17 protein-coding genes are annotated in these 19021 nt (G+C 65.2%); 2 read left to right on the top strand and 15 right to left on the bottom strand.

From position 1 onward, the window contains the following. Positions 1 to 143: 143 nt before the first annotated feature. Positions 144 to 626, top strand: coding sequence for a CinA family protein (locus GA0061099_RS09900; RefSeq protein WP_036020927.1), 483 nt, complete (start codon positions 144 to 146; stop codon positions 624 to 626). Between the two features lie 37 nt (positions 627 to 663). On the opposite strand, the gene GA0061099_RS09895 is transcribed toward GA0061099_RS09900, so the two are convergent. The 13 genes from GA0061099_RS09895 to GA0061099_RS09835 form a co-directional block, all read right to left on the bottom strand. Continuing rightward, complete coding sequence (locus GA0061099_RS09895) at positions 664 to 1431, bottom strand: hypothetical protein (RefSeq protein WP_035997101.1); 768 nt, start codon at positions 1429 to 1431, stop codon at positions 664 to 666. A gap of 135 nt (positions 1432 to 1566) precedes the next feature. After that, entirely contained in the window at positions 1567 to 1842 is a 276-nt protein-coding gene (locus tag GA0061099_RS09890) for a DUF1488 family protein (protein WP_035997098.1), read from the bottom strand. A 79-nt stretch (positions 1843 to 1921) separates the two neighbouring features. Next, a complete protein-coding gene (locus GA0061099_RS09885; RefSeq protein WP_074447674.1) occupies positions 1922 to 3391 on the bottom strand; it encodes an AMP nucleosidase in 1470 nt (489 codons plus the stop codon). 168 nt (positions 3392 to 3559) lie between these two features. Continuing rightward, complete coding sequence (locus GA0061099_RS09880; RefSeq protein WP_036020913.1) at positions 3560 to 4891, bottom strand: HlyD family type I secretion periplasmic adaptor subunit; 1332 nt, start codon at positions 4889 to 4891, stop codon at positions 3560 to 3562. 10 nt (positions 4892 to 4901) lie between these two features. After that, positions 4902 to 6650, bottom strand: coding sequence for a type I secretion system permease/ATPase (locus GA0061099_RS09875; protein ID WP_035997082.1), 1749 nt, complete (start codon positions 6648 to 6650; stop codon positions 4902 to 4904). Positions 6651 to 6904: 254 nt separating this feature from the next. Then, positions 6905 to 7174, bottom strand: coding sequence for a GlsB/YeaQ/YmgE family stress response membrane protein (locus GA0061099_RS09870; RefSeq protein ID WP_035997080.1), 270 nt, complete (start codon positions 7172 to 7174; stop codon positions 6905 to 6907). Between the two features lie 102 nt (positions 7175 to 7276). Beyond that, positions 7277 to 8254: an ABC transporter ATP-binding protein gene (locus tag GA0061099_RS09865; protein ID WP_036020911.1), complete on the bottom strand. Its 978-nt coding sequence runs from the start codon at positions 8252 to 8254 to the stop codon at positions 7277 to 7279. Then, positions 8251 to 9666 (bottom strand): Asp-tRNA(Asn)/Glu-tRNA(Gln) amidotransferase GatCAB subunit A, encoded by a 1416-nt coding sequence (locus tag GA0061099_RS09860; protein ID WP_036020908.1) that lies wholly within the window; start codon positions 9664 to 9666, stop codon positions 8251 to 8253. Before GA0061099_RS09860 ends, GA0061099_RS09865 begins: the two co-directional genes overlap by 4 nt. Continuing rightward, a complete protein-coding gene (locus GA0061099_RS09855) occupies positions 9663 to 9860 on the bottom strand; it encodes a hypothetical protein (protein WP_036020905.1) in 198 nt (65 codons plus the stop codon). The genes GA0061099_RS09860 and GA0061099_RS09855 overlap by 4 nt, the downstream gene beginning before the upstream one ends. Continuing rightward, a complete protein-coding gene (locus GA0061099_RS09850) occupies positions 9857 to 10918 on the bottom strand; it encodes an ABC transporter ATP-binding protein (protein WP_036020902.1) in 1062 nt (353 codons plus the stop codon). The genes GA0061099_RS09855 and GA0061099_RS09850 overlap by 4 nt, the downstream gene beginning before the upstream one ends. 3 nt (positions 10919 to 10921) lie before the next feature. Continuing rightward, positions 10922 to 11827 (bottom strand): ABC transporter permease, encoded by a 906-nt coding sequence (locus GA0061099_RS09845; protein ID WP_035997066.1) that lies wholly within the window; start codon positions 11825 to 11827, stop codon positions 10922 to 10924. 3 nt (positions 11828 to 11830) lie between these two features. After that, positions 11831 to 12784: an ABC transporter permease gene (locus GA0061099_RS09840; protein WP_074447673.1), complete on the bottom strand. Its 954-nt coding sequence runs from the start codon at positions 12782 to 12784 to the stop codon at positions 11831 to 11833. Positions 12785 to 12979: 195 nt separating this feature from the next. After that, complete coding sequence (locus GA0061099_RS09835) at positions 12980 to 14641, bottom strand: ABC transporter substrate-binding protein (protein ID WP_074447672.1); 1662 nt, start codon at positions 14639 to 14641, stop codon at positions 12980 to 12982. 198 nt (positions 14642 to 14839) lie between these two features. Here GA0061099_RS09835 and GA0061099_RS09830 point away from each other — a divergent pair, with 198 nt between their 5' ends. Continuing rightward, a complete protein-coding gene (locus GA0061099_RS09830; protein WP_036020889.1) occupies positions 14840 to 16435 on the top strand; it encodes an ABC transporter substrate-binding protein in 1596 nt (531 codons plus the stop codon). 69 nt (positions 16436 to 16504) lie between these two features. Here the strand turns inward: GA0061099_RS09830 and GA0061099_RS09825 are convergent, their stop codons facing one another. Continuing rightward, a complete protein-coding gene (locus GA0061099_RS09825; RefSeq protein WP_036020886.1) occupies positions 16505 to 17749 on the bottom strand; it encodes an acyl-CoA dehydrogenase in 1245 nt (414 codons plus the stop codon). Between the two features lie 9 nt (positions 17750 to 17758). Continuing rightward, the gene (locus GA0061099_RS09820; protein ID WP_074447671.1) at positions 17759 to 19003 is read right to left on the bottom strand and encodes an acyl-CoA dehydrogenase; all 1245 of its coding nucleotides are present in this window, start codon (positions 19001 to 19003) and stop codon (positions 17759 to 17761) included. Positions 19004 to 19021 lie beyond the last annotated feature (18 nt).

The raw sequence follows: 19021 nt of genomic DNA, 5'->3' as shown, positions 1-19021 counted from the left end.
CGTCTCCCTTCTCACGTTTCCTCGCATGTCTCTTCTTGTCCCCGCCATTCAAGCAGGCCTGCCCGCCGCCCGCAACTCGGCCAAGCGTCCTGTCATATGCTAGGAAGGCTGAGCTCGGTTGCGAAGGAATGAGGGGTTACGACATGAAAGAGCTCGTCGGCATTGCGGAACAGGTCGCCGCCAAACTGATCGCGCGCAAACAGACCATTGCGGTTGCCGAATCCTCCGCCGGCGGCCTGATCGCGGCCAGCCTGCTCGCGGTGCCCGGCGCATCCGCCTATTTCCTCGGCGGCGCGGTGGTCTATACGCGCGATGCCAGGCGCATGCTGATGGATATTTCGGACGAAGGAATGAAGGGCTTTCGGTCGTCGTCGGAGCCCTACGCGCAATTGCTGGCCGAGCAGATGCGAACGCGCTTCGACAGCGACTGGGGCCTGTCCGAGACCGGCGCCGCCGGCCCCACCGGCAACCGCTACGGCGATTCGGCGGGCCATAGCTGCATGGCGGTTGCAGGGCCCGCGTCAGAGGTGATGACGCTGGAGACGGGAAGCAACGACCGGTTCGGCAACATGCAGGTATTCGCGGCGACGGCGCTGAAGCTGTTGTTGAGAAAGCTTGAGGGATGAGCGGAGCCCACGCTCATCTCACCATCGATACCCCCGCTCAGGGGCAAGACAAGCTATTACCGGGTTCGCGGCACAGCTTCGCGCGGACCTCGACGACATCGATCTTGTTATCCCTGGCTCGCCGCAGGCGCGAGGCGTAAGCCGAGTAAACTCTGTCTACTGACAGCAGATTGAGCTGCTTCTTGATGGCCGCGCTGCACATCAAAGCGGGGTTGCCGCCGAGGTATCTCGACTCTGCCCCGAGCTCCTGCCGGGTGAGCTCCGCGAAAGGCCCCCGACGCAATTGCATCTCGATCGCTCCGAGCTCCTCGTCACCAGCCTGCACCCGGGCGACACCCTTTGTCTTGCGTTCGAAACCGTTCGCGATCGCCGCCCCGTGAGCCGCCCCGAGCTCTGCAAGCTCTTGTGCTGCGTCCGAAAACTCGCCGCGCTGGGAACCCGCCATGAGGAAGGACTTGCATGCCAATGGGTCGCTCATCAGCTTCAGAAGGGCTGTCAGCTCTGCCCGGTCCACCGCATTGATGTGTTCGTCATCGGCATAGGCTTCCATCTCGTTCGCCAGAATGATGTTGAGCACGCCATTCGCGGCGGGCCATCCGCCTTCATTGAACGCCGCCTCGGTCTTTCGGAGCAAGACCTCCCGGAGGGCGGGATCGCTGCGGGCGATAGACGCCGCCAGTGGGAATCGCGCGAGGTTCTGATCGAAATCGCGTGCAAACCCGCTGGGCCCGGAGAGGCTGGCATATGCCAGATTTCCGGCCAGCAGGGCGACGGCGACGAGCAGCAGGAGTGATCTTCTGGTCATGCGAGAATGTTGGCGTGAAATACCGCGAGACATCATCGCACGCCGGGGTCGGCGCCATCCATTGCAACTACAGGCTGCCGTTAACGAATCCTTTCGCAGCCCTTTCACCGCCTGGCGGATCGCATGCAGGCTGGCTTATTTTGCCAAATGCCGCATGAAAATGCGCACCACATAGCCCGGGAATCGCGGTGCCTCGTCGTAGAGGTCCGACGCGATCCGCTCGATGGTCTCGCGCAGCGACAGGAATTGCGCCTGCCGTGCGCTGCTTTCGGTGCCCTGCATGCCCGCGAGCTCGTCCATCGCGGCGTCGCTGATCTGGCACTGCACGACCTCGCCGTCGTTCAACATGGTGAAGCGAAAGGCCAGCCGTTCCAGATCATGGCCAATGATCTTGTGGCGCATGAGCGGCATCAAGTCGTCCCGGTCGAGCCCCGCGTCGGACAATGCTGAAAATCGCTGCGCTTGTCAGCAGCAAAGTGCGGCTTCGGCCCTACTGGAACGCCACTTCGGCAAAGCTGCGGAGCTTGCGCGAATGCAGCCGTTCCGATTCCTGCTGCTTGAGCCGCTCCAGCGCCTTCAGGCCGATCTCAAGGTGCTGGCCGACGCGGCGGCGGTAGAACTCGCTGGCCATGCCCGCGAGCTTGATCTCGCCATGCAGCGGCTTGTCGGAGACACACAGCAGCGTGCCGTAGGGAACGCGGAAGCGGTAGCCATTGGCGGCGATGGCGGCCGATTCCATGTCGAGCGCGACCGCGCGCGATTGCGACAGCCGGCGGATCACCTCAGGCCCGGAAATTTCCCAATTGCGGTTGTCGACGCTCGCGACCGTGCCGGTGCGCATCAGGCGCTTGAGCTCGAAGCCTTCGAGCCCGGTGACGTCCTCGACCGCCTCCTCGAGCGCGACCTGCATCTCGGCCAGCGCTGGGATCGGCACCCACAGCGGCAGCTCGCGATCGAGCACGTGATCCTCGCGCACATAGCCGTGCGCGAGCACGTAATCGCCGAGCCGCTGCGTGTTGCGCAGGCCGGCGCAATGGCCGAGCATCAGCCAGGCATGCGGCCGCAGCACCGCGACGTGGTCGGTGACGTTGCGCGCATTGGACGGACCGGTGCCGATGTTGATCAACGTGATGCCGCGATAGCCAGGTGCGACCAGATGGAAGGCCGGCATCTGCGGTGCGCGAGCCGGCGCGGTGCCGCTGATCGCGCCGCCGCTGTTCGTGATCACGTTGCCGGGCGCGACGAAAGCTTCGAGCCCGGCTTCGCCGGACTGCAGCCGCTGCTGGCACGCTTGCGCGAAGGCATCGACATAGAACTGGTAGTTGGTGAAGATCACGAAGTTCTGGAAATATTCGGGATCGGTGCCGGTGTAGTGATAAAGCCGGCGCAACGAGTAATCGACGCGGGCGGCGCGGAACAGGGACAGCGGCTCCGGCGTATCAGGCTGGAGCTCGAAAGTGCCGTCGGCGATCGAATCGTCCATGGTCGCGAGAACGGGCACGTCGAACGCATCGCGCAGCGAGCGTGTCACGGGCGAATTCTCGCTGGTGGTGATCGCGGCTTCGATATTGATGTCGCGCCGATAGGCGAAGTGGATCGGGATCGGCTCGGCGGACTCGCCGATCTCGACGGGCACGCCGTGGTTCTGGATCAAGAGGCCGATCTGCTCGGTGAAATAGCTGCGGAACAGATCCGGCCGCGTCACGCTGGTTTCATGCACGCCGGGTCCGGCGACGAAGCCGTAAGCAAGGCGCGAATCCAGCCGCGCATGCGTCGCAGTGGTGATACGGACGAAGGGATAATAGGCGCGAACCCGCATCGTGATCGCTTCCCCGCCGACATAGGCTTCGAACCGGTCGCGCAGGAATTTCGTGTTGCGCTCGTAGATTTCTTCGAGGCGGGCAACGGCGAGGGACGCGTCGGAGAAGGATGCGGTGGGGATGGAGGGTGGAGATTGCATGGTTCGACCGCCGGGTGATTGGGCCTGAGTCGAACTATAGCAAAGAAGGCGGTGTTGTAGGGTGGGTTAGCGCAGCGTAACCCACCACTTCCGCATCCTCGGTTAGAGAAGCGGTGGGTTACGGCTTCGCCTAACCCACCCTACGAGACCACGACGCGCTGTCGTGCGTCACTTCTCGCGGAAGGCGCGCATCAGCTGGTCGTGAAGCGGCTTCATCAGATAGGACAGCATCGTGCGGTCGCCGGTCTGGACGAAGGCTTCCACCGGCATGCCGGGGATCATCTTGACGTCGCCGAGCCTGGCGATCTCTTCCGGCGGCATCGAGACGCGGATGGTGTAGTAGCCTTGGCCGGTGCGCTGGTCGGTGGTGACGTCGGGCGAGACGCGGCTGACGACACCGTTGAGCTCGGGCGTGGTGCGCTGGTTGAACGCGGACAGGCGCAGCAGCGTCTTCTGGCCGATCTGGAGCTTGTCGATGTCGACCGGATTGACCTTGGCCTCGACCTGGAGATCGTCGGTCTGCGGCACGATCAGCATCAAGGTATCGCCGGCCGTGACGACGCCGCCGATCGTGTGCACCGTCGATTGCAGCACCATGCCATCCTGCGGCGCGCGGATGTCGACGCGGCGGAGCTGGTCTTCGGCCGCGACCTTGCGCTCGATCAGCTCGCCGATCTTGTCGTTGGTTTCGCGCAGGTCCTTGGAGACCTCGCTGACCACGTCCTTGTCGATCTGGATGATCTGGAGCTCGGTCTCGGTGATCTTGCCCTTGGCCTGGGCGCGCGCGGCGATGTACTGCGCGCGCTCGCCGTTGAGGCGGGCCGAGTCGCGCTCGAGCTGGGTCAGGCGCGAGATCTGCACAAGACGCTTCTCGTAGAGCTCACGCACGCCGGTGAGCTCGTTCAGCACCAGCGCGATCTCCTGGTCCTTGGCTTTTTCCTGGGCGCTGAGACCGGCGATCTCCTCGTTGAGCTGCGTGATGCGTTCGCGGAGCTGCGCCTTCTGCCCGGTGCGGCCATTGACGCGGACCTCGAACAGCTTGGTCTCGGCCGCAAGCAGCGCCTTGACGTCGGGATCGCCCGCCCGCTCGATGAGGCCTTGCGGGAACTCGATTCGGTCGAGGCCGCGCTGCTCGGCCTGCAATCGCGCCGCACGCACCTGCGCCGCATCGAGGTTCTTGGTGACGATGGCAAGATTGGCCTTGGTGACGGTGTCGTCGAGCCGCACCACGATGTCGCCGGACTTGACCAGGTCGCCGTCGCGGGCGCGCACCTCGCCGACCACGCCGCCGGTCGGATGCTGCACCTTCTTGACGTTGGATTCGACCACGATCTGGCCCGGCGCAATCAGCGCGCCCGAGATCAGGACGGTCGAGGCCCAGCCGCCGAGGCCGACGACCAGGACCAGCACGATCACAAGGCCGAGCATCAGGTGGAACCTGATGGAGTCGCGGACGGTCTTCGCGGCCGCCTTGGTGCCGCCGATGGCCAACGTGCTCATGGCTTCGTGCTCATGGTTTGGCCACTCCGCCTTCGCTGACGATCTTGATCGGCGCCGGCGGCGTCACGCGCGGCTGCAGCACCTGGGCGAGCACCTGCTCCTTCGGCCCAAAGGCCTGCATGCGACCGTCGCGCAGCACCAGGATCTGGTCGACCGCCTCGACGCCGATCGGGCGGTGCGCCACCACGACGACGATGGCACCGCGCTCGCGCGCCGAGCGGACGGCGCGGGTCAGCGCCTCGTCGCCTTCGGTGTCGAGATTGGAATTGGGCTCGTCGAGCACGATCAGGAAGGGGTTGCCGTAGAGCGCGCGCGCCAGCGCCACGCGCTGGGCCTGACCTGCGGAAAGCGCGGCGCCCTGCTCGCCGACTTGGGTGTTGTAGCCCTCGCGCATCTTGATGATCATCTCGTGCACGCCGGCCTCCTTGGCCGCGGCGATGATCGCCTCGGAGGTGGCCTCGGGATCGAACCGGCTGATGTTCTGCGCGATGGTGCCGCCGAACAATTCGACGTCCTGCGGCAGATAGCCGATATGGCGGCCGAGCGCGTCGCTCGTCCATTGATCGAGCGCCGCGCCGTCGAGCCGCACCTTGCCGCGCACCGGCTGCCAGACCCCGACCAGCGCGCGGATCAGCGACGACTTGCCGGAACCGCTCGGGCCGATCACGCCGAGGCCGTTGCCGGCGGCGAGCGCGAAGGTGACATCCTGCACCACGAGACGCTGATCGCCGGGCGGCACCATGGCGACGCCCTCGACGGAGAGCCGGCTGGTCGGCGCCTGCAGCTGGGTTGGCATCGCCTGCGCCGGCATCTGCTCCAACAGGCGCGTCAGCCGCTGCCAGCTCTGGCGCGCCGCGACGAAGGATTTCCAATGCGCGATGGCGAGATCGACCGGCGCGAGCGCGCGGGCGGACAGGATCGAGCCGGCGATGATGATGCCGGCCGTCGCCTCCTGGTGGATGACGAGATAGGCGCCGACCGCGAGCACGGCCGATTGCAGCATCATCCGCAGCACCTTTGCGACCGCGCCGAGACCACCGGCGACGTCGCTCGCCCGCTGATTGCCGGCGAGGTATTTTTCGTTGGCCTCGCTCCAGCGCTGGTTCATCCGGCCGGCCATCCCCATCGACACCATCACTTCGGCGTTGCGGCGGCTGGCCTGGGCGAGATCGTTGCGCTGGGCGGCGAGGCCCATCGCTTCCTTCGCCGGCTGGCGGGACATGAACTCGGTCACCAGCGTCAGCCCGACCAGGATGATGGCGCCGACCAGCGCGGTGACGCCGATCAGGACATGGAAGGCGAAGCAGATGGCGAGATAGAGCGGCAGCCAGGGCAGGTCGAAGAATGCGCTCGGGCCCATGCTGCCGAGGAAGGAGCGGACATTGTCGAGATCGCGCAGCGGCTGCAGGCCCTCGTTGCGGCTGCCGACCAGCAGCGGCAGGCGCACGATGGTATCGAACACGCGCTTGTTGAGGGCCTCGTCGAGCGCGGTGCCGATCCGCCCCAGGATGCGGTTGCGGATCATGTCCAGCACGCCCTGCGCCATGTAGAGGAAGCTGGCGAGGATGATCAGGCCGACCAGGGTGGGGATGCTGCGGCTCGGCAGCACCCGGTCATAGACCTCCAGCATGAAGATCGACCCGGTCAGATAGAGCAGGTTGATCATGCAGCTCATCAGGCCGACGCCGATGAAGGCCGTGCGACAAGCGCGCAAGGCGTCACCGAGCTCCGAACGGCGGACGCCAGGGATGGCTGCCATCAGTCTGATCTCTTTCGGCTAACGGGCAAAGCCCTGATTTCAAAGGCGATTCAAGGAGTACTCGCCTTGGATTAACATCTGTTTTCCGGCCGTCCAACGCGGTCGAATTTAATCCGAGGCCTCATGGGCCACATCTACCCCCGATAGCCTTCCGCGCAAGTCCGGAATTCCACAGGCTTGCGGCTTTTTCTTGCAGGCTTTCAGCCGCTTCCGCGAAAAGCGCGGCTCAAGTTCCGCTCAGCCGAATGCAGAGGCTAGAGCCGGCCCCCGCCGCGCACCAGGCGTACCACCAGCAGCAGGATGACCGCTCCGATGGCAGAATAGACAATCTGGGAGATCAAGCCGGTGCCGAGGCGGATGCCGAGCTTTGGAAACAGCAGGCTCGCCACCAGCGCACCGCAGATGCCGATCACGATGTCGCCGATCAGGCCGAACCCGGCGCCCCGCACGATCTTGCCGGCGAGCCAACCGGCGACGAGACCGACGAACAGGATGACGAGAAGGCCTTCGTTGGAAATGTACATCCGTGAGGTCCCTCTCCGTGAAAGGCGCCATGGAACGGGAACCGGAATGAACGGGGTGTGAATGCTGGAAAGGCTCGCACAGCCCGGTTCAACTCATCCGAACTATGACAGCACGGTGGCCGGCTCCGCCAGGACGCATCTGGCGGCCCGACCCGGCCCGACCGCGACATTCCCGGGCAATTGCTCCAGGCAGCGCGGCTCGGCGAGCTTGCAGCGGGGAGCGAAGGAGCAATTGTGCGGCTTCTCGGCCAGCGACGGCGGCGTGCCGGGGATGGTCTCCAACCGCTGGCCCCGCTTGGCACCGTGGATGGTGGAGGCGAGCAGGCCCTTGGCATAGGGATGCACCGGCGAGCGGACGATGTCGCGCAAGGTCCCCTGCTCCACGATCTGACCGGCATACATCACCGCGACGCGATCGCAGATCTCGATGGCGACGCCGATGTCGTGGGTGACGAAGATGACGGACATGCCGAACTCGCGCTGCAGCTCGCGCAGCAAGAGCAGAATCTGGATTTGCACGGTGGCATCGAGCGCCGTGGTCGGCTCGTCCGCCAGCAGGATTTTTGGCCGGCAGGCCAGCGCCAGCGCGATCATGGCGCGCTGGCGCATGCCGCCCGACATTTCGTGCGGATAGGCATCCAGCCGGCGCTTGGCCGAGGGAATACGCACGACCTCGAGCATCTCCAGCGCCCGCGCACGCCCTTCCGCAAAACTCTTGCCTTCGTGGCGCACCACGCTTTCGGCGATTTGCGCGCCGATCGTGTAGACCGGATCGAGCGCAAGCGCCGGCTCCTGGAAGATCATCGAGACGGTCTGGCCGCGGAACGACGACAGCTGCTCGTCGTTCATGGCCAGCACGTCCTGTCCCATGACGTTGACCGTGCCCGAAATCTGCGTGCGCTTCTTCGGCAGCAGCCGCATCAAGGCACGCAAGGTCACGCTCTTGCCCGAACCGGATTCGCCGAGCAGGCCCAGCACCTCGCTGTTCCCCAGCGAGAGACTGAGATCGTTCACGGCATAGACCGTGCGCTCGCCGGTGAAGCGGATGTTGAGGCCTGAGATCTCGACGAGGTTTGTCATGACGGCAGCTTCGGCAATCGGTCGTGATAGTCGGTGACGCGCTGGAACGCGGCGCCAATGGTCAGCAGGGTGGCTTCGTCGAAGGAGCGGCCGATCAGCTGCATGCCGACCGGCAGGCCGGTCGTGGTGAAGCCCGAAGGAATGGTCAGTGACGGCAAGCCCAGGAAATTCACCGGGCGGGTGAACAGCGTCAGCCGCTGCAACAGCGCCGGCGCGTTCGGGCCGCCGCCGACGTCGCTCTCCTCGATCGTCGGCGCCGGCACCGGGGACGCCGGTGCGATCACCGCATCGACGCCTGCCGTCGCGGCATTGTGGGCCGCGAGCGCCGGCCCGCGCCAACGCATCGCTTCGAGATAGGTGATGGCGGGAACGGCGAGGCCGTTCTGAAGCCGCATCAAGACCTGCGGGCCATAGTCCTGCGGACGCTCGATCATCCAGCGCTTGTGGAAGGCGGCAGCTTCCGCGGCGAGCACGAGCTGGCTGGCCGAGGACAATTGCCGCTGGTCCGGCAGCTCGACTTTGACGATGTCGGCGCCCTCGCGCTTGAGCACCGCGATGGTCTCGTCCAGCACGCGCGCGACCTCGCTGTCGAGATCGTCGACATAGAACGAGGCGGGCACGCCGATCTTGAGACCCCTCAGCGAAGCCTTGGTGGCTGCGACGTAGTCCGCGAGCGGCTCGTGGCTGCAGGTCGAATCGGCGGGATCGGGACCGGCCATCAGCGCCAGCAAGAGCGCGCAATCCTCGGCGCTGCGGGCCAGCGGGCCGACGGTGTCGAGCGATTGCGACAGCGGCATTGCGCCGGCGCGGCTGACGCGGCCGACCGTGGTCTTGAGCCCCGTGACGCCACAGAAATGCGCGGGCATGCGGATCGAGCCGCCGGTGTCCGAGCCGAGCGCCGCATAAGTCAGGCGCGCGGCAACCGCCGAACCGGAGCCGGATGAGGAGCCGCCGGTGATATGGGCGACGTTCCAGGGATTGCGCACCGGACCGTAATGGGCGTTGTGGCCTGTCGGGCCGTAGGCGAATTCGGCAAGATGCAGCGTGCCGAGCCGGACCTGGCCGGCGTCCTTGAGCCGCTGCAAGGCGGTGGACGTGACGTTCGGCACGAAATCGCGGCGGATCAGCGAGCCGCAGGTCGCGACGTGGCCGGCATCGTAATACATGTCCTTGTGCGCGAGCGGCACGCCATGCAGGGGACCACGGACATTGCCCTTGGCGAGCTCGGCATCGGCGGCATCCGCCGCTTTCAATGCAGCCTCGGCCTCGATCGACATGAAGGCGTTGAGATGCGGCTGCCACTGCGCGATGCGCTGCAGCAGCGCACGCGTCGCCTCGTGCGAGGACACCTGCTTCATCGCGATCGCGCGCGCGACCTCGGTGAGCGTCATCAGAGCGGGCTCACGGCTCATTTCGACACCTTCTGCGTCTGCGCGAGCACGTAAGTTGCGGGCTCCAGATCGAACGGCAGCGTGCCGGCGATCGCGGCGAAGCCTTCGAAGGCGGGGCCGATGGCATTGGAGATGCGGATCGCGATCTCGTCGTCCACAGGCACGCCGGCGATATGCGCGATCGGCTTGATCTCTTTCGGTGTCGGTCTCGTCATGCGGTTTCTCCCCTGGGGGCGCGGCTGTGGCCTGAACCCGGTATCGCCATGTAGCACGCGGCCTCGTGGCCCATATTATCCAGCGCAGTGAGCTTTGGTGTCGCATTTGCGCAGAGCGGCTCCGCAAACGGGCAACGGGTGTGGAAACGGCAGCCCGGCGGCGGATCGATCGGATTGGGCGGGTCGCCCGTGATCGGCGGCGTCTCGGTGCGCCTGTCGGGATCGGAGGACGGCATCGCGGCGAGCAGCGCACGGGTGTAGGGATGCGCCGGGCTGTCCCAGACCTGGTCGACCGGGCCGAGCTCGACGACTTCGCCGAGATACATCACCAGCACGCGGTCCGAGATGTAGCGCACCACGTTGAGGTCGTGGCTGATGAAGAGATAGGTGAGGCCGAATTCGCGCTTGAGATCGGCGAGCAGGTTGAGCACCTGCGCCTCGACGGATTTGTCGAGCGCCGAGACGGCTTCGTCCAGGATCACCAGCCGCGGCGACAGCGCCAGCGCACGGGCGATGTTGACGCGCTGGCGCTGGCCGCCGGAGATCTCGTGCGGATAGCGGTTGGCGAAGTTTTCCGGGCGCAGGCCGACCTTGCCGAGCAGCTCTCGCGCCAGGTTGCGCGCCGCGCCATCGGCCATGCCATGGACCTTTGGACCGAAGGCGACGGATTCCTCGATCGTCAGGCGCGGGTTGAGCGAGGCGTAGGAATCCTGGAACACCATCTGCATGCCGCGGCGCAGCTCGCGCAAGCTTAGCGACTGGCCGACGGTCATGCCGTCATAGATGATGTCGCCGTCATCGCGCGGCATCAGGTGCATCAGCAGCCGCGCGGTCGTGGACTTGCCGCAGCCGGACTCGCCGACGATGCCGACCGTCTCGCCCTTGGCGACAGAGAAGGAGACATTGTCGACGGCACGCACCGTGCGCTTGGCGGCGAACAGGCCGCCGCGCACCGGGAAATGCTTGGTCAGGCCGTTGACCTGCAGCAGCGGCTGCGCGAGCCCACCGCGGTCCTCGACCGGCTCCAGCATTTCGACGGAGGTGTTGGTTTCGCTCATGGCCTAGTTCCTGATGTCCATGGCGCTACGCAGGCCGTCCGAGAGCAGATTGAAGCAGATCGAGACCGCGAAGATCATCGCGCCCGGCAAGGCTGCGACCCAGGGATTGACGTAGATCGCGGTGCGCAGCGTGTTCAGCATCAGGCCCCATTCCGGCTCCGGCGGCTTGGTGCCGAGGCCGAGGAAGGACAGACCGGCCGCCAGGATCATCGAGACCGAGATCAGACTGGTGGCATAGACGAAGATCGCGCCGAGCACGTTGCCGAGGATGTGGACGCGCATGATGGTGAAAGCGCCCGCGCCGGAGGCACGGGCGGCCTCGACGAAGTCCATGTTGCGCACGCCGGTGGTGACGCTCTCGGCGACGCGGGTGATCTGCGGCACGAACACGATGGTGAGCGCCACGATGGAGTTGAGGATGCCGGCGCCGAGCGCGCCGGAGATCGCGATCGCCAGCAGCACCGACGGGAAGGCGTAGAACACGTCCACCGTGCGCATGATCGCGGTGTTGAGCTTGCCGCCGACATAGCCGGCAATGATGCCGAGCGAGGTGCCGATGCAGAAGGCCAGGATCACCGGCAGGATGCCGATGACCAGCGACAGCCGCCCGCCATAGATCAGCCGGGCCAGCATGTCGCGGCCGAGCTCGTCGGTGCCGAGCGGATAGCCTGTGGTGCCGATGTGGCGGAGGCGGCGGATCATCGAACCCTTGTAGGGGTCTTCGAGACCGAGCCACGGCGCGAGGATCGCGGACAGGAAGATCAGCAGCAGCACCAGAGCGCAGGCCATGCTGACCTTGTCGCGCATGATGCGGCGGCCGACGGTCGCCCAATAACCGCGCGCCTTGGTGGCGGGCGCGGCCTGCAGCGCGGCATCGCTGGCGGTGGCGGACAACGGAAGCTCGCTCATCGGCTAGCCCCGCTTGATGCGCGGGTCGATCGCGGCTTGGGCGATGTCGACCAGGAGATTGAGGAAGACGAAGAACAGCGCCAGGATCAGGATCGTGCCCTGCAGCAGCGGCAGGTCGCGCTGGAAGATCGCCGAGTTGAGCAGGAAGCCCGAACCCGGCCAAGAGAACACCGTCTCGATCAGGATCGAGCCGCCAAGCATGTAGCCGAGCTGAAGCCCCATCACCGCGAGCGCGGTGGGAGCGGCATTCTTGATGACGTGGCGGAACACGCCGGTTTCGCGCAGGCCCTTTGCGCGCAAGGCCTCGACGAAATCCTGCGAGAGGATGTCGCCGGTGAGCGCGCGCACCGTGCGGGTGACGATGCCCATCGGGATTACCGACGTCGTGATCGCCGGCAGCACGAGATATTTGAGGTGCGCCCAATCCCACGCCCAGGAATTGGAGCCGCTGGGGCCGGCGCCGACCGCGGGCAGCCAGTTCAGCTGGACCGAGAAAATGATGACGAGCAGCATGCCGAGCCAGTAATGCGGCACCGAGACGCCGGCGATGGCAAAGGAGGTCGCGACCTTGTCGACCCAGGTCTCGCGGAAATAGCCGGCGATCAGGCCGAGCAGGACGCCCATGGTGAAGCCGATGATGGCGGCGGCAATCGCGAGCGTGACGGTGTTGCCGACCGCGCGCATGACCTCGGCCAGCACCGGACGCCCCGTCGCGATGGAATTGCCGAGATCGCCATGAAGGGCACGCAGCAGCCACAGGCCGAACTGCACCGGCAGCGGCCGGTCGAAGCCATAGGCGGCGCGCAGCTGCGCGGCGAGCTCCTGCGACGCATCGGCCGGCAGCACGGCGACCAGCGGATCGCCCGGCGTGATGTGCACGAGCAGGAAGCACACCAGCGCCACGCTGATGACGATCGGGACGACGTAGACAATGCGTCTGGCGGTATAGGCGAGCACTGGTCTTCTTTCTTCCTTCTCCCCTTGCGGGAGAAGGTGGCGCGCAAGCGCCGGATGAGGGGTTCTGTCCGCGGTTACAGCATTATCAAATGGAGGAAGGATCACTCGCGGAGAGAGACCCCTCACCCGGCTTCGCTATCCGCGAAGCCACCCTCTCCCGCAAGGGGAGAGGGTGCACTGTGCGTGTGGCGCGAATTACTGCGCGATCGACACCGGCGAGAAGTCGATGAACCAGCTCTTCGGTTGCACGACGCCTGTCACCTTCGGGCTCATGGCGCGCGGGCCGACGTCGTGGGCGACGTAGAGGAAAGCGGCGTCGTCGACGGAGGCTGCGTGCAATTCGGCGAGTGCGGCGTCGCGCGCGGCAGGATCGAAGGTCTGGCGCGCCTTCTTCACCAGCTCGTCGAATTTGGGGTTGTTGATGAAGCCCCAATTGTTCGAGACCGGCGGCGCCATGCCCGACTGCAGGAAGCGCACCAGCGCGAAGAACGGGTCCATCGCCGCGTAGGTGACGTTGGTCGCGTGCGAGCCGTTGGCGCTGGGATCCTTGGCGCCGCGGCGCCAGTTGGTGAACAGCGTATTCCATTCGATGACGTCGAGCTGGACGTCGAAATAGCATTCGGCCAGCGCCTGCTGGAGATACTCGTTCATCGGCAAGGGCTGCATCTGGCCCGAGCCGGACGCGGACGTCTGCGTCTTCACGGTCAGCTTCTTGTTGGGACCGTAGCCGGCCTCCTGCATCAGCTTTTGCGCAGCCGCCTTGTCGTACTTGATCTGGAAGGTGGGATTGCCGCGCCAGGGATGGCCGGGCTCGAAGGTGCCGGACGCCGGCACCATCAGCCCCGCGAGCAGACCGTCCCTGAGGCCTTCGCGGTCGACGCAGAGGTTCGCGGCCTTGCGCACTCGGATGTCGTTCCAGGGCGAGCCCTCGACGCGCGAGAACTGCCACGGCCAGACGTGCGGCTGCTCGTTGGAATAGAGCTTGAAGCCGCGCTGCTTGAGCTCGGGCAGCGCGTCCGGTGCCGGCGCCTCGACCCAATCGACCTGGCCGGACAGCAGCGCCGCGGTGCGCGCGTTGGCTTCCGGCATCGGCAGCAGCACCATCTTGTCGACCTTGGGCACGCGCGCCTTGTTCCAGTAGCTCGCGTTCTTGACCAGCTCGAGCCGCTCGCGCGGGGTGAAGCTCGCCATCTTCCACGGCCCGGTGCCCGAGGCGCTCCTGGCGAAGGCGGTCCATGCGGCCTGCGATTTCGCCTTGGCGTCGGCGCCTTCCGCCTTGTCGTAGAAGGACTGCCACTTCGCCGGGCTTGCCATGAACAGATTGGTGAGGTTGATCGGCAGGAAGCTGTCGGGCTCCTTGGTGGTGAGCTCGACGGTCATGTCGTCGATCTTCTTCGCGGAGGCCAGCGTGGGCATGCGCGAGGCCGTGACGCCGACCTGGCTGGCGTCGAATTGCGGCGCATCCTGCTTCAGCACCTTCTCGACATTCCACACCACCGCATCGGCATTGAACGGCGAGCCGTCATGGAAGGTGACGCCTGGGCGCAGCTTGAAGGTCCATTTGGTCTTGTCGGCATCGTCGACCTTCCATTCGGTGGCAAGGCGGGGGATCACCACGCTCGCCTTGTCGGCAGAGGACAGGTCCCAGCTGGTCAGCGCATCGTACATGGTGAGGCCGGTGAAGCGGTTGCCCTCAAAACCCTGATCGGGCTGGCCGAGCGTGCGCGGAATATCGGCAGCAGTCATGCCGATGCGCAGCACAGTTTCGGCAGCCGCCACCCGCGGCCATGCGGCTGCGCTGCCAAGCGCCAACAGCGCGATCAGCGCCGCCCGTGTGTTGTTGTTCTTGATAAACATCGCCTCAGTCCCTTTCCGGCTTCCGATGATTAATTTTGATGCAATCGTATGCAATGGCTATGCCAAGGGAAAACTTTTTCTGCGAATTGCCCCTGCGACGACAAGTCCTTGTGATGACGCGCGGGCTAAATCGGCGTGCTGCCTATTCTGGCATCAAGATTGCAGGTTTGGTCCCAGATCCCCCTGGAGCTTTGGGCCATGCGTATTCGTCTATCGACCTGTCTCGCCGTGCTTGCACTTTTGGTGTCCGCAATCCCGGCGCACGCCGAAACTGTGGTGCGTTACGGGATCTCGATGGCGGATATTCCACTCACCACCGGCCAGCCCGACCGCGGCGCCGGCGCCTATCAGTTCACGGCCTACACGATCTACGATCCGCTGGTGGCCTGGGAGATGGACGTCGCCGACCGCCCCGGCAAGCTGGTGCCGGGCCTCGCCACCGAATGGAAGGTGGACGACGCCGACAAGACGAAGTGGCGCTTCACCCTGCGCAAGGGCGTGAAGTTTCACGACGGCAGCGATTTCAACGCCGATGCGGTGATCTGGAATCTCGACAAGGTGCTCAACGACAAGGCGCCGCAATTCGACAAGCGGCAGAGCGCGCAGGTGAAGACCCGCCTCCCCTCCGTCGCCAGCTACGCCAAGATCGACGACTTCACGGTGGAGATCACCACCAAGACGGTGGATTCCTTCTTTCCCTATCAGATGCTGTGGTTCCTGGTCTCGAGCCCGGCGCAATATGAAAAGCTCGGGAAGGATTGGGACAAGTTCGCCAGCCAGCCCTCGGGAACCGGCCCGTTCAAGCTGACGAAGCTGGTGCCGCGCGAGCTCGCCGAGCTCAGCAAAAATCCGGACTACTGGAACAAGAAGCGCATTCCCAAGGCCGACAAGATCGTGCTGGTGCCGATGCCGGAAGCGCTGACGCGCACCAACGCGCTGCTCGCCGGCCAGGTCGACCTGATCGAGACGCCGGCGCCGGATGCTGTGCCGCAGTTGAAGGCGGCCGGCATGAAGCTGGTCGACAACGTCACGCCGCATGTCTGGAATTATCACCTCAGCGTGCTGCCGGGCTCGCCCTGGACCGACATCCGCCTGCGCAAGGCGCTGAACCTTGCGATCAACCGCGACGAAGTCGTCGGCCTGATGAACGGCCTCGCCAAGCCCGCCAAGGGCCAGGTCGACCCGTCGAGCCCGTGGTTCGGCAAGCCCAGCTTCGAGCTGAAATATGATCTCGCCGCCGCCAAGAAGCTGGTGGAGGAAGCGGGCTATTCCAAAGCAAAGCCTCTGAAGACCACCTTCATCATCGCGCAAGGCGGCACCGGCCAGATGCTGTCGCTGCCGATGAACGAATTCCTGCAGCAGAGCTTCAAGGAGATCGGCATCGAGATCGACTTCAAGGTGGTCGAGCTGGAGACGCTCTATACGCATTGGCGCAAGGGCGCCGCCGACGAGATGAACGCCGGCATCACCTCCAACAACATCGCCTATGTCACCTCAGATCCGCTCTACGCCATCGTCCGCTTTTTCCATTCAGGCCAGATCGCGCCGGTTGGCGTCAATTGGGGCGGCTACAAGAACCCGAAGGTCGACGCGCTGATCGACGAGGCCAAGCAGACTTTCGATAGCACCAAGCAGGATCAATTGCTGGCGCAGGCGCATGCGCTGATTGTGGACGATGCCACGCTGGTGTGGGTCGTCCACGACACCAACCCGCACGCGCTGTCACCGAAGATCAAGCAGTTCGTGCAGGCGCAGCACTGGTTCCAGGACCTGACGACGATCGGGGTGGAGTGAGCAACACGCAAGGGTGGGCACGGCGCTTTGCGCCTTTGCCCACCCGAGGTGCATGCTCAGCGCGCGCGATCACCGCCCCTTGGTCGGGATCTTGTTGTACGGCACGTCCTTGTCGACGCGAATGTCGCCCGGCAGACCCAGCACGCGCTCGGCGATGATGTTGCGCAGGATCTCGTCGGTACCGCCGGCGATGCGCATCGAAGGCGAGGACAGCAGCATCTGCTGGAATTGACCCTGCGCGGTTTCCTCGTCGTTGCCGGTGAGAATACCGGCCGCGCCCTGCAGGTCCATGGCGTAAGTCGCGATGTCCTGCAGCATCATGCCCGAGACCAGCTTGCCGATCGAATTCTCCGGGCCCGGCCGCTCGCCTTTCGACAGCGCCGAGATGGTGCGATAGCTGGTGTATTTCAGTCCGTTCGACTTGGCCGCCCAGCTCGCGAGCTTCGAGCGCACGGCGGGATCGTCGATGGCGAGGCCATCCTCCAGCATCAGGTTCGAGCAGAGCTCGAACATTTCGGGCACGCCGGTCGCGAGCCGCGCACCGATCGACATGCGCTCGTTCATCAGCGTGGTCAGCGAGACGTTCCAGCCGTCGCCGACGGCGCCCAGCCGCTGGCTGTCGGGGATCACCACATCGGTGAAATAGACCTCGTTGAACTCCTGCATGCCGTTGGCCTGCTTGATCGGCCTCACCTCGACGCCCGGGCTCTTCATGTCCAGGAAGAACATGGTGAGCCCCTTGTGCTTGGGCACGTTCGGATCGGTGCGCGCGATCAAAAGACCGTAGTCGGAATAATGCGCGCCCGAGGTCCAGATCTTCTGGCCGTTGACGACCCAATTGTCGCCCTTCTTCTCCGCGCGGGTGCGAAGGCCCGCGACGTCCGAGCCGGCAGACGGTTCGGAGAACAGCTGGCACCAGATCTCCTCGCCCGATGCGAGCTTCGGCAAGTAACGGCGCTTGGCCTCCTCGCTGCCGAACGCCATCACGGTCGGGCCGCACATGCCCTCGCCGATCTGGAACGGCTGCGTCAGCTTGCCGTAGACGCCCTCCTCCTGCTGCCAGATCACCTTTTCGATCGGCGTGGCGCCGCGGCCGCCATACTCCTTCGGCCAGTGCAGGCAGGCCCAATTGCCCTCGAACTTCTTCTTCTGCCAGGCCTTGCCGACATCGACGATGTCGCGATTGGCAAGGCGGATGCGGCCGAGCGAGGACTTTGACAGCTCGGCCTGCAATTCCTTCGGCGCATTGGCCTCGATCCATTTGCGCGCGGTCTCGCGGAATGCGGCTTCCTGCGGGGTGTCGTCGAAATTCATGGCGGACCTCTACCCTCTTCCCTTCGTCGGGATCTTGTTGAACGGCACGTCCTTGTCGACCCGGATGTCGCCGGGCAGGCCCAGCACCCGCTCGGCGATGATGTTGCGCATGATCTCGTCGGTGCCGCCTTCGACGCGGGTGCCGGGCGCACGCAGCAACATGGCCTGGAAACGGCCCGCCAGCTCGCCATCCTCGCCGCTGACGATTCCGGACGCGCCCTGCAGATCGAGCGCATAGGTCGCAACGTCCTGGATCATGGAGCCCGCCACCAGCTTGCCAATGGAGTTCTCCGGTCCCGGGCGTTCGCCCCTCGACAGCGCCGAGATCGCGCGCATGCTGGTGTATTTCAGCCCGCTTGCCTTCACCGCCCAGTTCGCCAGCTTGGATCGCACCGCGCGATCCTCGATCGCCGGGCCGTCGTCGAGCATCAGGCTGGAGCAGTACTCGAACAGTTCGGGGAAACCGGTCGAGACGGCCGCGCCGATCGCACTGCGCTCGTTCATCAGCGTGGTCAGCGAGACGTTCCAGCCGTCACCGACCTCGCCGAGGCGCTGATGGTCGGGGATGCGGACATTGGTGAAATAAACCTCGTTGAAGTCCGAGGCGCCGCTCGCCTGCTTGATCGGCCGCACCTCGACGCCGGGGCTCTTCATGTCCAGGAAGAACATGGTGAGGCCCTTGTGCTTGGGCACGGTCGGATCGGTGCGCGTGAGCAGGATGCCGTAGTCTGAATAATGTGCACCCGAGGTCCAGATCTTCTGGCCGTTGATGATCCAGTCGTCGCCGTCCTTCTCCGCGCGTGTGCGCAGGCCCGCAACGTCCGAGCCGCCGGCGGGCTCGGAGAACAGCTGGCACCAGACCTTCTCGCCGGAGGCGAGCGGCGGCAGATAGGTCCGCTTATGCTCCTCGCGCGCGAACGCCATCATGGTCGGCCCGCACATGCCGTGACCGATGATGAACATGCGGGAGAGCTGGCCGAACGGCCCCTCCTCCTGCTGCCAGATCACGCGCTCGATCGGCGAGGCGCCGCGGCCGCCATATTCCTTCGGCCAGTGCAGGCAGGCCCAGCCGGCGTCGGCCTTTTTCTTCTGCCAGGCTTTTGCCACTTCGAGAATGTCAGCGTTCTTGAGCACGGTGCGGCCGAGTGAGGATTTGCGCAGCTCCTCCTCGTATTGCTTGGGCGCGTTCGCACTGATCCAGGCGCGGGCGGTGGCGCGGAATTCGGCTTCCTGCGGGGTGTCGTCGAAGTTCATCTTGCTTCTCTGTTTGTC

Origin of the sequence: Bradyrhizobium yuanmingense (genome assembly GCF_900094575.1) — a bacterium.
GTDB lineage: Bacteria > Pseudomonadota > Alphaproteobacteria > Rhizobiales > Xanthobacteraceae > Bradyrhizobium > Bradyrhizobium yuanmingense.
The sequence above is the reverse complement of the archived record's forward strand: the minus strand, read 5'-3'. Positions and strand labels throughout refer to the sequence as shown.